This is a genomic window from Devosia salina, from assembly GCF_019504385.1.
GTDB lineage: Bacteria > Pseudomonadota > Alphaproteobacteria > Rhizobiales > Devosiaceae > Devosia > Devosia salina.
Window position 1 is genome coordinate 230843 of the sequence record NZ_CP080590.1, and the last position, 14228, is coordinate 245070.

A 14228-nucleotide genomic window follows, 5' to 3' on the forward strand; every position below is an offset into this window, starting at 1 on the left:
AGACAGCCGATGACCAGCACCAGAAGCGCCACCCTCTTCGCCCTCGCCCTGCTGGCTCCGGCACTGATCTATATCCTGACCATCGTGGCCTACCCGCTGGTCGACACGATCATTCTCTCCTTCACCAATGCCTCCCTGCGGCCCGGCTATGATTTTGTCGGCTGGGCCAATTACCAGCGCATCTTCGGCGCCGGCAATTTCACCGAAGTCATCATCCGCACCTTCATCTGGACCTTCTTCTCGGTCTCCATAAAGATGATCATCGGCATGTGCGGCGCGGTGCTGCTCAATGCTGCCATCCCCGGCCAGATGGTCTTCCGCATCCTCACCATGCCGCCCTGGATCGTGCCCATGGCCATCGGCATCTTCATGTGGGGCTGGATGTATAACGGCCAGTTCGGGATGATCTCGGGCCTGTTGCAGAACTTCGGCATCATCGACGGGCCGGTTGCCTGGCTGGCCTATGGCGACACCGCCTTCTGGGCGACCATCGTCACCGACGTGTGGATCGGCGTGCCCATGGTCACCATCTATTTCCTGGCCGCCATGCAGTCGATCCCCCGGGACCTGCACGAGGCCGCCTGGACCGACGGGGCGGGCCGCTTCTACCGCCTGCGCCGCATCACCCTGCCGCTGATGGTGCCGGCGATCATCACCATGAGCCTGCTCTCGCTCATCGCCACCTTCAATTCCTTCGACATCATCTGGATCCTCACCCAGGGCGGTCCGTCCGGCTCGACCACCACGATGATCATCGACACCTACAAGACCGCCATGGGCTCCCGGAAATACGGTGAAGGCGCCGCCCGCGCCGTGGTCATCTCCATCTTCGTGACCATGTTCTGCATCGTCTACTTCCGCGCCGTCCGCAAGCTCCAGCAGGGAGAAGCCAAATGAGCGACGTCGCCCGTTCCACCGAAGTCGCCGCCGCTGACAGCAAGGCCAGCGTCACGCCCCAGGCCAAGGCCCGCCGCGGCCTCTGGTCCGCCTCCCGCCCGATGATCGACCGCTACAAGTGGTACGAGGTGGTGGGGCTCTATCTGGGCATTGCCGTCTTCCTGTTCTTCGTGCTGGCGCCCTTCATTGAAGGCTTCCTGGTCTCGCTCAAGCCGCTGGCGCAGCTGTTTTCGACGCCCTACAGCTTCATTCCCAAGAACGGCTCTTTCGACGCCTATTTCAACATGTGGACCTCGGTCCCCATGCTGGGCATGCACATCTTCAATTCCTTCTTCATCTCCACCGTGGTGACGCTGATCGTCGTCGCCATCGTGGTGCCGGCGGCCTATGCCTTCGCCCGCTTCAGCTTCGCCGGCGCCGGGCTGATGCTGGCCGGGTTCCTCGCGGTGAACATGTTCTCCGGCGCCGTGCTGCTGATCCCGCTGTTCCGCCTGATGCGGACCATGGGCCTGCTCAACACCTATTGGGCCATGATCGTGCCCGGCGCCGCCTTCCTTATTCCCTCGTCCGTCTGGCTGCTGCGCACCTATATGATGCGCATCCCCCGCGAGCTGGACGAGGCCGCCTGGGTCGACGGCGCATCACGCCTCTATACCCTGCGCCGGGTCATCCTGCCGCTGGCCATGCCGGGCATCGTAGTGGTCGCCATCATGACCTTCATCGGCGCCTACGCCCAGCAGTTCATCTTTGCGCTGACCTTCAACTCAAAGACCGAGTTCATGCCGCTGCCGATCGGGCTGTTCGCCTTCTTCGGCAAGCAGGAAGTGGTCTGGAACGAGCTGATGGCGGCGTCCTTCGTCGGCATCCTGCCGGTCATGATCGTCATCGTGTTCCTGCAGCGCTACCTCGTCGCCGGTCTGACCGCCGGTGCCGTGAAACAGTAACAGACAACGAGTTTGGAGATCGTCCCGGCGTTTCAAGCAAACTCCGGGCGGCCTCCGGAAAGGGCCGAGGGGCCCACAATCAAGGGAGACTACCAAGTGAAAAAGACAATCGGTTTGATGGCCGTGTCCATGCTGGCTCTGGCCGGCGCTGCCCCGGCGGCTTTTGCCCAGGACAAGGAAATCACCTTCATCAACTGCGGTGACGAACTGACCGCCGGCTATGCCGACTACTTCGCCGAGTGGGAAGCTGCCAATCCCGGTTACAAGGTCGTGCCCGAGATCGTGGGCTGGGGCCAGTGCCAGGACAAGGTGACCACGCTGGCCGCTGCCGGCACCCCGGTCGCCCTGGCCTATGTCGGCTCGCGTACCCTCAAGCAGTTCGCCCAGAACGACCTGATCGTTCCGGTGCCGATGACCGATGAGGAAAAGGCCGCCTACTACAATTACGTGCCCGATACCGTCACCTTCGACGGCACCCAGTGGGGCGTTCCGGTGGCGTTCTCGACCAAGGCCCTGTTCTGGAACAAGGACCTGTTCGAGGAAGCCGGCCTTGATCCAGACACCCCGCCCAAGACCTGGGAAGAAAAGATCGCTTTCGCCAAGCAGATCACCGAGAACACCGATGCCGCCGGCTATGGTGCTGTTGCCAAGACCTTCGACAACACCATGCACCAGTTCCTCCATTGGGTTTACACCAATGACGGCCTGGTGATCGATGCTGATGGCAATATCACGCTGAACTCCCCGCAGGTCCTGGCGGCCCTCACCGCCCTGCGCGACATCATCCCCTACTCGGAAGAAGGCCCGACCGCCTACGAGCAGAACGAAGTCCGCGCCATCTGGCTCGACGGTGGCGTTGCCATGATCGAAGCCTCGGTCGGTGCGGCCCTGCGCGCCGAGGAAGCCGGCATGAACTGGGGTGTTGCCCCGCTGCCGCTCGGTCCGGATGCCAAGGGTCCCGGCACCCTGCTGATCACCGACGCCCTGGCCGTGTTCAAGGGCACCGGCGTTGAAGAGCAGGCCATTAGCCTGGCCAAGTACATCACCGATGGCGAACGCCAGTGGGATGCCGAAATGGCCCAGGGCCTGACCCCGCTGCGCCCGATCCACTCCGATGAGCTGGTTGCCGAGACCCCCTACTGGAAGCCGTTCCTGGACGGTATCGAGTTTGGTGGCCCCGAGCCGCTGTTCACCGACTATATCGGCCTGCAGAACACCATGATCGAAATGGTCCAGTCGGTCGTGACCGGCGCTGCCGAACCCCAGGCTGCCCTGGAAAAGGCCGCTGCCGAACTCGAGCAGTACAAGTAAGGGTCCCTCCCGACCTGCCGCCGTCGCCCTTCGGGGCGGCGGCATCCCTCCCATTCTCTGCGGAGCCGCAAACAATGTCGCAGCTGAGCCTCAAGCGCCTCGAAAAGTCCTTCAACGAAGCCCGCATCATCAAGGGCATCGACCTGGACGTCAGCGAAGGTGAGTTCGTTGTCTTTGTCGGCCCTTCGGGGTGCGGCAAGTCCACCCTGCTGCGCATGATCGCCGGGCTCGAGGACGTCAGCGCCGGCCAGATCGAGATTGGCGGCAATATCGTCAACGACCTGCCGCCCGTCCAGCGCGGCATCGCCATGGTGTTCCAGTCCTATGCGCTCTACCCGCATATGACCGTCTATGAAAACATCGCCTTCCCCCTGCGCGTGGAAAAACTCCCCCAGGCCGAAGTCGACAATCGCGTCCAGGCCGCCGCCAAGGTGCTCCAGCTCGAGAGCCGTTTGCAGCATCGCCCCGGCCAGTTGTCCGGTGGCCAGCGCCAGCGCGTCGCCATCGGCCGCGCCATCGTGCGCCAGCCCAAGATTTTCCTCTTCGACGAGCCGCTCTCCAATCTGGATGCGGCACTGCGCTCGGAAATGCGCATCGAATTGATGGAGCTGCACAAGCGCCTCGGTTCGACCATGATCTACGTGACCCACGACCAGATCGAGGCCATGACCATGGCCGACAAGATCGTGGTGCTCAATGCCGGGGAAATCAGCCAGGTCGGCTCGCCCCTGCAGCTCTACCACAAGCCCGACAATCTCTTTGTCGCCGGCTTTATCGGCTCGCCCAAGATGAACTTCATCAATGGCAAGGTGCGTGCCGCCAATGGCACCACCGTAACGGTCGACCTGGGAAGCCTGGGCGTGATCGAGCTGCCGCGCACCAATACCGCCGTGGCGGGACAGGACGTGACCCTGGGCATCCGCCCCGAACACCTCGCGCTCGCCCAGGGCCAGTTCACCATCGAGACCACCCCCAATATCGTCGAGCATCTGGGCATCCACACCATTTCCTATTCGACGCTGCCCGGTGGCGAGAACTTCATCGGCCTGTTCGAGGGCAATCCGGACCTCGAGGACGGCAAGACGATCCGCGTGGGCTTCGACATCGCCCAGGTGCATCTGTTCGACGCCAAGGGCATGGCCGTGTACTAGGGCTTCGGGGGGCGGCGCTGCGGGATTTCGGGGCAAGCCTGTCTCCCGCAAACGCCTGAGCCGCGCCGGCTGAGAGGGACGCACGATGCTGGATATCGTAGGCCTGCTGCAGACCGAAAAGGACGCGTTCACGCGCTCCGAGCGGGCTCTGACGGAGATCGTGCTGGCCGATGTCGACAGCGTGCTCAAGATGAGCATTGTCGACCTGGCCGCACAGGCCGACGTGTCACCCCCGACCGTCACCCGCTTCTGCCGGCGTCTCGGTTGCGACAGCTATGCCGATTTCAAGGTGCGCCTGGCCCAGTCCCGCTTCGTCGGGCAGCGCTATTTCGCGCCGGCCTCGGGACCATCGAGCGTGCGCGAGATCGCCCAGGGCGTGGTCAACGGCATTCAGTCCACTATCTACGACGCCTTTGACAGCCTCGATTTCGACGCCATCGAGCGCGCGGCGGAATCGCTGGTCAAGTCGAGTTTCGTGCTGAGTTTCGGCTCGGGCGGCTCCTCCTCGATGATGGCCAATGAGACCGAGGCGCGCTTCTTCCGGCTGGGCCTCAAGGTCACCGCCTCCACCGACCACCAGGTGCAGATGATGCGGGCAGCCTCCGCACCTGCCGGCACCGTGATCATCGCTTATTCGCTGTCGGGCAACAATCTGCCGCTGGTCAAGGCGCTGGGCGTGGCCGGTGAATACGGCATGACCCGCATCGTGGTCACCCGCCCCGGCTCGATGATGGCCGAGCAGGCCGACATCCTGCTGCCTGTGCTGTGGCGCGAAAACCAGGACATCCTGCGCCCGACACCCGGCCGCTATGCCTTTCTCGCCACGGTGGACATTCTCAGCCAGACCATTGCCGCGCGCCTCGGCGCCTCGGCCGTCGCCAGCATGCGCCGCATCAAGCACCAGCTCGTCGTCAATCGCGATGGCGACGACGCCCAGCCGCTGGGGGATTAGTTTGGTCCCGACGCTCGTGCGAACTCGATATTGCTCCTCCCCCTTGACGGGGGAGGATGGGTGGGGGTGCGCCACGCAAACCCTGCCCATGAGGCCCCCCACCCCAACCCTCCCCGCAAGGGGGAGGGAGTAGCCCGGCGCGCGCCCTGCGCTTTGGCCCCTTTCGCATTGCCTGTTTTGCAAGGACTCTCATCATGTCGTTTTCCCTCGTCACCACCTGGTCTCCGGCCACCGACAGCGAGCCGCTCGGCTATGGCATCGAGCTGACCAATAATGCCGACGCGCCCGTCTCCAATTTCCAGCTCGGCTTTTCCGGCCCGGCGCGGATCGACCCGCACGCCACGCTGGAGAACGGCAAGCTTTTGAAGCGCCTCTCCAACCACACGCTGATCGCCCCGCCCGACGGTTTCGTGCTGCAGCCGGGCGAGACCTGGACGGCGACGGCGCGGGGCCTGTCCTATGGCCTTCGTCATTGGAGCGATGGCGCCAATTCGGCCTATGTGGTGCTCGAGGGCGGCGAGATTGTCGCCATCCCCACCGCTCCGACCAAGGGCAAGGGCCAAAATTCGCCGCTGCTCAAGGGGGCGGCGCGCTTCCCGGTTCCGGCCAAGGCGCCCGCGCCCCATTCCATCATCCCCTGGCCCCGCCATGTCGACACCAAGGGCAGCCGCATTGCCCCGGTCGGCTTTGACCTCAAGCCCGTGGGCGACCTGGCTATCCGCGCCGCCGACGCCTTCGCCGATCTCACCGCCGAACTCTTCCCGGTCGAAGCCATCGTCCGCCCCGCCTCGGAAGCCGGCATGCCGGTGCATGTGGTGGAAAAGGCAGGCCTTGGCGCCGAGGCCTATGAAATCGCCTTTGCGGAGAACAGTGCCACGGTCTCCGCCACCACAAGGCAAGGCCTCTTCTATGGCCTGGTGACCCTCGGGCACATGCTGCGCGGCGCGCGCCAATATCCGTCGACCTTCCTCTTCCCCACCGCCGGGACCATCAGGGACGAGCCGGGCTTCGAGTTCCGTGGCAGCCATCTCGACGTGGCCCGCCAATTCTATACCGGCGCCGAAGTCAGCCGGCTCATCCGCATCATGGCCTGGAACAAGATGAACAAGTTCCACTGGCACCTGACCGAGGACGAGGCCTGGCGCCTCGAAATCGACGCCTATCCCGCCCTCACCGAAATCGCTGCCTGGCGCGGCCACGGCAAGGCGCTGCCGCCGCTGCTCGGCTCCGGCCCGCAGCCGACAGGCGGCTATTACAGCAAGGCCGCGGTGCGCGAGATCGTCGCCCTGGCCGATGACCTGGCCATCGCCGTCATTCCCGAAATCGACATGCCGGGCCATTTCTATGCGGCCCTGCAGGCGCTGCCCGAACTGCGCGACCCCAATGAAAAGGGCGAGTACCAGTCGGTCCAGGGCTTCCCCAATAACAGCCTCAACCCCGCGCATGAGCCGGTCTATGCCTTCGTTGAAAAGGTGATCGACGAGACGCTGGAGCTGTTCCCCGCCGGCATCTTCCATCTCGGCGCCGATGAAGTGCCGCTGGCGGCCTGGTCCGGTTCGCCCCTGGCGCTCGACATGCTCGAAAAGCTGGCCGGCCCCGCCATGCGGGCCAAGCACGAGGCCCAGTTCAACCAGCTCGGCAATCACCACGGCGCCGACGAGATCGAGGGCTCGCCCACGGCCATCCTCCAGGCCGAGTTCATCAAGCGCGTCCATGCCTATATCACGTCCAAGGGCGCCATTACCGGCGGCTGGGAAGAGGCGGCCCATGGCGATGCCGTCGACAAGGCCAGTTCCTATGTCATCGGCTGGCGCAATGTGGAGATCAACGCGGCGCTCGCCGAACGCGGCTTCGACATCGTCGTCTCGCCCGGCCAGCGCTACTATCTCGACATGGCCAATGGCGTCTCCTGGTCCGAGCCGGGCGCCGGCTGGGCCGGCTGGTCCGGCCCGCAGGAAACCTATGAGTTCGAAGCCCGCGCCGGCTTTTCCGAACAGGGCCTCAAGCACCTCAAGGGCATCCAGAGCTGCATCTGGTCCGAGAGCATGACCGACCGCGCCATTTTCGACCGCCTGGTCTTCCCGCGCCTCTCGGCCATCGCCGAAGCCGGCTGGACCCTGCCCGAGCGCAAGAGCTGGGAGCGCTTCAAGTCCATGGTTGGTCTCATGCCGATCATGTACGGTCACTGGGCTGCGGAGTAACTCTTAGCTCGTGCGGTGCGTCTCCCTCCCCTAGATGGGGAGGGTAGCGTCGCTCGGACCGCAGGTCCGTAGCAGAGCTAGGGTGGGGTGAACTGGTACCCGCCACTCGAGCATAGCTCTCATGGCCTTCTCGCCTAAATCCGCTCCACCGGAGCGGATTTGCCTCCGGCACGGCTCAAAGCCAAGGATTCTCCACCATCGGCCAGATATCGCGCCGTGCCTTGCGATAGTCAGTCTCCGCCGGGCGGTTGGGATAGGGCTTGCCGGCCGAACAGTAGACGATCTCGGAAGCGATCCTGGAAAACGAGTCGTAGAAATGATTGGTCGACTTGATCAGCAGGATTTTCCGCGAGGTCGGCTCGATGCCCAGCGCGGAGAACAGGCTGGGGTCAAAGCTCTGGGCGCGGGTGGAATTGAGGATCACGTCGATCCCGTCAAAGTGGATCCAGGCCGCGTCGCCGAAGGGCGCGAAGCTGTCGCCGAACTTCATCTCCGCATTGCGCACCAGGCGCTTCACCGTCACCCGCGCATCCACCGGCAGGCCGGTATGCGGCGCCGACTTGGCGCCGAAGCGCAGCGGGACGACCGCGCCTTCTCCGGCGGCAAAGCAGATCTGCACGGCAATCGGGTCCCAGATGGTGCCGACGGCCACATCGGTGACGCCGCGCGCAATCAGCTCGCTGAGGATCACCGTGGCATCACCCGCCGTGCCGCCGCCCGGATTGTCCCAGACATCGGCGATCACCACCGGCCCCTTCGGCGCGGCAAGGGCCGCGTCCACGGCGGTCTTCTCGTCCACCTGGCTGACCATGAAGGTGCCGCGCATGGCAAACAGCTCCCGGCCCAGTTTTTCGGCCAGCGCCGCGCCCATTTCCGGCTGGCCGTCAGTGATGGCGACCAGCTTGGTGCCCATTTCCGGCACGTCCCCGGCCATGAAGCCGTGCACCACCGAGAGCGAGAGCAGCCCCGGCTCGGATTGTTCGAGCGCCGTCAGCCCGTCGACAAAGCCGCGCATGGGCTGCTTGGAGGTGGGGAAGACGTCGATCATCCGGCAATCGAATATGCTCATCACGGGCTGGATCTCGCCCTTGAGCGTCCGCACGGCGATGGACCACAGGTCACGCGCCCGGTCGACGAAGTCTGTATGCGGGAACTCCTTGAAGTAGACGAAGAAATCCGCGGCCGCGGCGCGTTTGGCGGTGAGGTGGCTATGCGGATCGAGTTCGGCGCAGACCAGCACGTCCGGACCGACAATGGCGCGGATACGGGTCAGCAGATCCCCCTCGGGATCGTCATAGCCCTGCGCCACCATGGCGCCATGCAGGCCCAGCACCACCCCGTCGACCGGCATGGCCGCATGCAATTGGCCGATGATCTCGTCCCGCAATTCCTCATAGGTCGCCTGGGCCACCAGGCCCGCCGGGTCGGCCCAGCTGGCCGTGCCTTCGATCAGCGTCCAGCCCTCACGGGCACAGACCTCGCGCCCCACCGTGATGGGGGCCGTGCACAATGTCGGCGTCACCGGATGTTGCCCCGGCTTGGCGTGCAGCGAGGCCTCAAATGCCCGCTTGTCGATCGCAATGGGAGAAAAGGTATTGGTCTCGGTGGCGAGGGCGGCGGTGAAAAGGCGCAAGGGACTGATTTCCGGCTGAAACGGGATACAAATAGGGAGTTGGATCGCAGGCTACACCATGGCGAGCCGCTATTCACGTAAGAAATTTACATTCTGGCGTGGAGATTGTCCCAAAAATCTGGAAATCGCGCTATAAACAGCGCTGGTAACGAAATTCAATTTCATCAAAGGAGAGCAGAATGCCGATCAAGCGCTATGGTGCGGAAAAGTCCGGGGCCGGTGGCCAGAACCTGCCCTTCGCTCGTGCGGTCGAGGCCGGCGGCTGGCTCTATGTGTCGGGCCAGGTGGCCATGAAGGACGGCGAGATCGTCGGCACCGGCATCATCGAGCAGACGCATCTGACCATCAAGAACCTCATCGCCATCCTCGAAGAGGCCGGCTACGGGCTCGAACATGTGGTGCGCTGCGGGGTCTGGCTCGACGACCCGCGTGACTTCTGGAGCTTCAATGCCGTCTACAAGTCCTATTTCGGCGAGCACCCGCCGGCCCGCGCCTGCGTGCAGAGCCACATGATGGTCGACTGCAAGGTCGAGATCGAATGCGTGGCCTATAAGGGACCCTAGGGCTGGTGCACCCGGCCTCACCCCACCCTCATTCCCTCCCCATCAAGGGGAGGGAGGCGCAGGATCAAGGGCCGGTGTTCATCGTCTCCCTCCTCCTTGTGGGGGGCAAGGGTGGGGGTTCGATTGTGCAGGATGAACGAGCAATGACCAATTCCCCCTTTCGTCTGGACGGCAAGACCGTCCTCATCTCCGGCGCCGGTGGCGGCATTGGCCGTACGCTTGTCGAGAGCTTTCACGCCGCAGGCGCCCAAGTCGTCGGGGCCGATCGCGATCCGGCCATGCTCGAAGGCCTGCCGCTCACCCGCAGCGTCATCTTCGACCAGGCCGATGCGGCGGCCACCCGGGCCGCAATTCTGGCCGATATCGCCGCCAATGGCGCCGTCGATGCGGTCATCGCCAATGCCGGCTTCACCCGCGCCGAACATCTGGGCCAGCTCGATGATGCGGTCTGGGCCAGCGAAATGGCCATCAATCTCAACGGCGCCTATGCGCTGACCGATCCGATCATCGAGGCCATGGCGAAACGCGGTTCTGGCAATGTGGTGTTCATCTCCTCGGTCAATGCCCTCCAGCATTTCGGCAATCCGGCCTATTCGGCGGCCAAGGCGGGGCTGATCGCCTATGCCAAGGCCATTGCCGTCGAGCGTGGCGGTGAAGGCGTCCGCGCCAATGTGGTGGCGCCCGGCTCGGTGCGCACCCCGGCGTGGGACCATCGCCTCGCCGCCAATCCGAACCTGCTCGACAATGTCCTGCCGCATTACCCGCTGGGGCGCATGGTCAGCCCGCAGGAAGTGGCCAATGCTGCCTTGTTCCTGGCCTCCGATGCCGCCTCGGGCATTACCGGCGTGACCATTCCCGTCGATGCCGGCCTCACCGCGGGCAATCTGCGCTTCGTCAACGAAGTCCTGAGGGCCAAATGACCCATTTTTCCGAACTCGACACCCCAGCCGTACTGATCGATCTCGATCGCGCCGAAGCCAATCTCAGAAAGGCCCAGGACGGTGCCGACAAGGCCGGCATTGCGCTGCGGCCCCACATCAAGACCCACAAGCTCCCCTATTTCGCCCGGCGGCAGGTGGAACTGGGGGCCGTCGGCATCACCGTGCAGAAGCTCGGCGAAGCCGAGGTCATGGCCGACGCCGGTCTCAATGACCTGCTTTTGACGTTCAACATCATCGGCGCGGCCAAGCTGAAGCGCCTCAAGGCCCTGCATGAGCGGGTGACCATCCGCACCGTGGCCGACAGCGCCGACTGTGTGGCCGGCCTTGCCACGACCTTCACCGATCCGGATCACCCGCTCGGCGTCTTTGTCGAATGTGACACCGGCATGGGCCGCTGCGGCGTGCAATCGCCCGAAGCGGCCGTTGCGCTGGCCCGCGCCATCATCGCGGCGCCCGGTCTCGCCTTTGCCGGCCTCATGACCTATCCGGCCGCCGGCAAATATCATGAGGCGGCCCAATGGCTGACCAATGCCAGATCGGCCTTTTCCGCTGCCGGTATTGACCTGCCCGCCATCACCACCGGGGGCACGCCCGACATCTGGCACATGGACGAGGCCGCCCGCGTCGCCACCGAATACCGGCCCGGCACCTATATCTATATGGACCGCTCCCAGGTCGCCGCCGGCGCCGCCAGCTTCGACGATTGCGCCCTGACCGTGCTGGCCACGGTGGTGTCCCGGCCCACCGAGAACCGCGCCATCATCGATGCCGGCTCCAAGGCGCTGACCAGCGACCTGCTTGGGCTCATCGGTCATGGTCATGTCGTCGAGTTTCCCGACGCCAAGGTCACCGGCCTCAGCGAGGAACACGGGACGCTCGACGTCTCGGCCTGCGCGACGAAACCCAGGATCGGCGATGTCATCCGCATCATCCCCAATCACTGCTGCCCGGTGACCAACCTGTTCGACAGGGTCAACCTGATCCGCGATGGGGAACTGGTGGAAACCCTGACGGTCGCCGCCCGCGGCCGGGTGGACTAGCGCATTTCCCATTCTGATTGCATCAGAATGGGAGCTCTATTCTTGTTTGGTCGCGCTTTCGAACCGCAAAAGTGGTGTCCACTTTTGCTGAAAACGCTCTAGCGCTTCCCGCCGCTCCCGTGCTCGAGCGCGAATTCCTCTTCCGGTGAAAGGATCAGGTGGTGCCGCCCGATAAGGGCGAAATAGCCCACGCAGACCGCAAACCACAGCGCCACCCCGATGATCCCGGCGCGATAGGTCGGATCGCCCGTGACCTGGAACCACAGCGTCACACTGGCGATCATGATCGTCGCCACCGCACCCGGCACGCCCAGCGGGTTGCGGAATGGCCGCTCGATATCGGGCAGTTTGCGTCGGAGCAGGATGAAGCTGATCGATTGCATGATGTAGCTCAGCATTGCCCCGAACACGGCCATATTGAGCAGGGTGAAGCCGATCAGCGAGCCGCGATTTTCCTCCCCGGCGAAGAGCCAGATGGCCGTGAGCACCACCAGCCCCACAATGGCGCCGAACACCATGGCCAGATGGGGGGTGCGGCGCCGGTCATGGGTGAGCGAGAGAAAGGTGGGGAAGTAGCCGGCCCGGCTCAGCGAGAAGATCTGCCGTCCCTGCGCGAAGACCACGGTGTGGAACGAGGCGACGAGCCCCAGCACCGCCACCAGGGCCAGCACCTTGGCCAGCCCATCGCCATAGATGGCCCGGAACCCGTCCAGCAGCGGCTCGCCCGACCCGCTCAGCGCAAACGAGCCGACGCCCGCCACCGAGGGATTGAGCGTCAACACCGCCAGCGCCGATACCGAGAGGGTGAGGAACCCCAGCAGGATGCCGCGCGGCATGTCGCGCTTGGGGTCCATGCTTTCTTCGGCCGCCAGCGGCAATTGCTCGATGGCCAGGAACAGCCACACCGCAAAGGGCATGGCCGTGAAGATGCCCATGACCCCATTGGGCAGAAACGGGCCATTGCCTTCGGGCAGTCTGGTGCCGCCCGGCCCGACATCGAGCGCGAAGCGCATGAAGTCGATATGGGGCAGGGCGGAGATCCAGAAGACGACCAGACACGCCAGGGCCAGTAGCGTGACCAGCAGGGTGACACGGAAGCTCAGCGCCACGCCCCAGATATTGAGCCCCACGAACAGCACATAGCACCCCACCCACCAGGCCGGCTGCCAGGCTTCGGGCGTCTCGAAGATGCCGGTCATATAGGTGCCGATGAAGAAGGCGATGACGGCGGGCGCCAGCACATATTCGACATTCTCGGTGAGGCCGGTCAGGAACCCGCCCCAGGGGCCCATGGCGGTGCGGGCGAAGGAATAGGCGCCCCCGGTATGGGGCAGGGCCGGGCTCATTTCGGCAATGGCGAAGGTCAGGCCCAGATACATCAGCCCGATGATCAGGGTCGCCACCAGCATGCCGCCCCAGCCGCCCTGCAGCAGGCCGCCGTTCCAGCCGGAAAAATGCCCCGAAATGACGGCGCCCACACCCAGTGCCCAGAGGTGCCAGGCATTGGCGTGGCGCATTAGGCCTCGCCGGTCGAAATAGGCCCTGTCGCGGCCGGCATAGACCACGCCGCGCCCTTGTCCGCTCTCACGCATCGCCAATGCCCCCATTGCGTTTTGTAGCGGGCAGGTGGCGCGAGCCCAATGGTCAAGTCAACGATTATTCTCCCGCCTTGCGCGGTTCTGGCTGGCGTGGAAGTCTCTCCCCAAAAGAGGAGTCGCGAATGGCCGATCCAAACCAGCGCATCGCAATATCCACCTGGTCGCTGCACCATTTGCTGGGCACGATCTATCCCCACGACCTGACCACCGATGCGGTGGGCGAGGGCAATGACCGTTACGGTGAGGGCGAGGAATCCCTGCTCGGCTTGCCTTCGGTGCTGGCCAATCACGGCTATCACCGGCTCGAAATCGTCTCCTTCCACCTGCGCAGCCGTGACCCGGTCTATCTGGGCGAATTGCGCGACCAGCTCCACGTATCGGGGGTGACGCTGCAGACGCTGCTCATCGACGATGGCGACATGACCGACCCGGTCCATGGCGAGCGCGATACGCGCTGGATCGCCGGCTGGGTGGATGTCGCCAACGCGCTGGGAGCCGAAAACGCCCGCATCATCGCCGGCAAACAGAAGCCGACGCCGGAAACCATCGCCCGCTCGGCCGCCGGTTTCCGCACTCTCCTGGCCGCCAATGCCGGCTCGCCGCTGAGGCTCTTTACCGAAAACTGGTTCGACCTGCTCTCCACCCCGGCGGCCGTGCATGAACTACTCGATCGGCTTGACGGCCAGGTGGGCCTCCTGGCCGATTTCGGCAACTGGACCGGGCCGGACAAATATGAAGGGCTGAAGTCGATCTTCCCGCGCGCCGAACTCTGCCATGCCAAGGCCAGCTTTGCCGACGGGCAGATGGACGAAGCCGATTATGGCCTCTGTGTCGGCGTCGCCGAGGAGGCCGGCTATACAGGTCCCTATACGTTGATCTTCGATGCCGACCATCCCTCCGAATGGCATGGCCTCTCACAAGAGCGGGATTTCATCCTGTCACGCCTGGCCTAGGCACGGCAGGACGAAAATGTGATGGCCGCGAAGCCAGTTGTTAA

12 protein-coding genes are annotated in these 14228 nt (G+C 64.3%); 10 read left to right on the forward strand and 2 right to left on the reverse strand.

What is annotated here, in order from left to right; translation table 11 throughout:
- Positions 1–9: 9 nt before the first annotated feature.
- The 6 genes from K1X15_RS01185 (at position 10) to K1X15_RS01210 (ending at position 7456) form a co-directional block, all read left to right on the forward strand.
- On the forward strand, positions 10–897 hold the full coding sequence (locus K1X15_RS01185; RefSeq protein WP_220305703.1) for a carbohydrate ABC transporter permease: 888 nt from the start codon (positions 10–12) through the stop codon (positions 895–897).
- A gap of 101 nt (positions 898–998) precedes the next feature.
- A complete protein-coding gene (locus K1X15_RS01190; RefSeq protein WP_220307380.1) occupies positions 999–1841 on the forward strand; it encodes a carbohydrate ABC transporter permease in 843 nt (280 codons plus the stop codon).
- 117 nt (positions 1842–1958) lie between these two features.
- The gene (locus K1X15_RS01195) at positions 1959–3152 is read left to right on the forward strand and encodes an ABC transporter substrate-binding protein (RefSeq protein ID WP_220307381.1); all 1194 of its coding nucleotides are present in this window, start codon (positions 1959–1961) and stop codon (positions 3150–3152) included.
- 74 nt (positions 3153–3226) lie between these two features.
- On the forward strand, positions 3227–4303 hold the full coding sequence (locus K1X15_RS01200; RefSeq protein WP_220305704.1) for an ABC transporter ATP-binding protein: 1077 nt from the start codon (positions 3227–3229) through the stop codon (positions 4301–4303).
- Positions 4304–4388: 85 nt separating this feature from the next.
- Positions 4389–5255: a MurR/RpiR family transcriptional regulator gene (locus K1X15_RS01205; RefSeq protein ID WP_220305705.1), complete on the forward strand. Its 867-nt coding sequence runs from the start codon at positions 4389–4391 to the stop codon at positions 5253–5255.
- Between the two features lie 194 nt (positions 5256–5449).
- Positions 5450–7456, forward strand: a complete 2007-nt coding sequence (locus tag K1X15_RS01210) for a beta-N-acetylhexosaminidase (protein ID WP_220305706.1) — start codon at positions 5450–5452, stop codon at positions 7454–7456.
- Between the two features lie 175 nt (positions 7457–7631).
- Here K1X15_RS01210 and K1X15_RS01215 read toward each other — a convergent pair whose 3' ends face one another.
- On the reverse strand, positions 7632–9089 hold the full coding sequence (locus K1X15_RS01215; RefSeq protein ID WP_220305707.1) for a M81 family metallopeptidase: 1458 nt from the start codon (positions 9087–9089) through the stop codon (positions 7632–7634).
- 179 nt (positions 9090–9268) lie between these two features.
- On the opposite strand from K1X15_RS01215, the gene K1X15_RS01220 reads away from it, so the two are divergent.
- The 3 genes from K1X15_RS01220 to K1X15_RS01230 all read left to right on the forward strand — a co-directional run bounded on the left by K1X15_RS01220 (position 9269) and on the right by K1X15_RS01230 (position 11633).
- The gene (locus tag K1X15_RS01220) at positions 9269–9652 is read left to right on the forward strand and encodes a RidA family protein (RefSeq protein WP_220305708.1); all 384 of its coding nucleotides are present in this window, start codon (positions 9269–9271) and stop codon (positions 9650–9652) included.
- A gap of 143 nt (positions 9653–9795) precedes the next feature.
- Positions 9796–10572, forward strand: a complete 777-nt coding sequence (locus tag K1X15_RS01225; protein WP_220305709.1) for an SDR family oxidoreductase — start codon at positions 9796–9798, stop codon at positions 10570–10572.
- Positions 10569–11633 carry a D-TA family PLP-dependent enzyme gene (locus tag K1X15_RS01230; protein WP_220305710.1) on the forward strand — a complete coding sequence of 355 codons (1065 nt, stop codon included), beginning with the start codon at positions 10569–10571 and terminating at the stop codon, positions 11631–11633. The genes K1X15_RS01225 and K1X15_RS01230 overlap by 4 nt, the downstream gene beginning before the upstream one ends.
- Before the next feature lie 98 nt (positions 11634–11731).
- Here K1X15_RS01230 and eat read toward each other — a convergent pair whose 3' ends face one another.
- Positions 11732–13225, reverse strand: a complete 1494-nt coding sequence (eat, locus tag K1X15_RS01235) for an ethanolamine permease (protein WP_220305711.1) — start codon at positions 13223–13225, stop codon at positions 11732–11734.
- A gap of 128 nt (positions 13226–13353) precedes the next feature.
- Between eat and K1X15_RS01240 the strand changes: the two genes are divergently transcribed.
- Complete coding sequence (locus K1X15_RS01240; protein WP_220305712.1) at positions 13354–14184, forward strand: sugar phosphate isomerase/epimerase family protein; 831 nt, start codon at positions 13354–13356, stop codon at positions 14182–14184.
- Positions 14185–14228: the final 44 nt, after the last annotated feature.

Excerpts from the sequence above, each read along its gene's own strand:
- K1X15_RS01185 (WP_220305703.1), top strand. The coding sequence starts at position 10 with ATGACCAGCACCAGAAGCGCCACCCTCTTCGCCCTCGCCCTGCTGGCT.
- K1X15_RS01190 (WP_220307380.1), top strand. The coding sequence starts at position 999 with ATGATCGACCGCTACAAGTGGTACGAGGTGGTGGGGCTCTATCTGGGC.
- K1X15_RS01195 (WP_220307381.1), top strand. The coding sequence starts at position 1,959 with ATGGCCGTGTCCATGCTGGCTCTGGCCGGCGCTGCCCCGGCGGCTTTT.
- K1X15_RS01200 (WP_220305704.1), top strand. The coding sequence starts at position 3,227 with ATGTCGCAGCTGAGCCTCAAGCGCCTCGAAAAGTCCTTCAACGAAGCC.
- K1X15_RS01205 (WP_220305705.1), top strand. The coding sequence starts at position 4,389 with ATGCTGGATATCGTAGGCCTGCTGCAGACCGAAAAGGACGCGTTCACG.
- K1X15_RS01210 (WP_220305706.1), top strand. The coding sequence starts at position 5,450 with ATGTCGTTTTCCCTCGTCACCACCTGGTCTCCGGCCACCGACAGCGAG.
- K1X15_RS01220 (WP_220305708.1), top strand. The coding sequence starts at position 9,269 with ATGCCGATCAAGCGCTATGGTGCGGAAAAGTCCGGGGCCGGTGGCCAG.
- K1X15_RS01225 (WP_220305709.1), top strand. The coding sequence starts at position 9,796 with ATGACCAATTCCCCCTTTCGTCTGGACGGCAAGACCGTCCTCATCTCC.
- K1X15_RS01230 (WP_220305710.1), top strand. The coding sequence starts at position 10,569 with ATGACCCATTTTTCCGAACTCGACACCCCAGCCGTACTGATCGATCTC.
- eat (WP_220305711.1), bottom strand. The coding sequence starts at position 13,225 with ATGCGTGAGAGCGGACAAGGGCGCGGCGTGGTCTATGCCGGCCGCGAC.
- K1X15_RS01240 (WP_220305712.1), top strand. The coding sequence starts at position 13,354 with ATGGCCGATCCAAACCAGCGCATCGCAATATCCACCTGGTCGCTGCAC.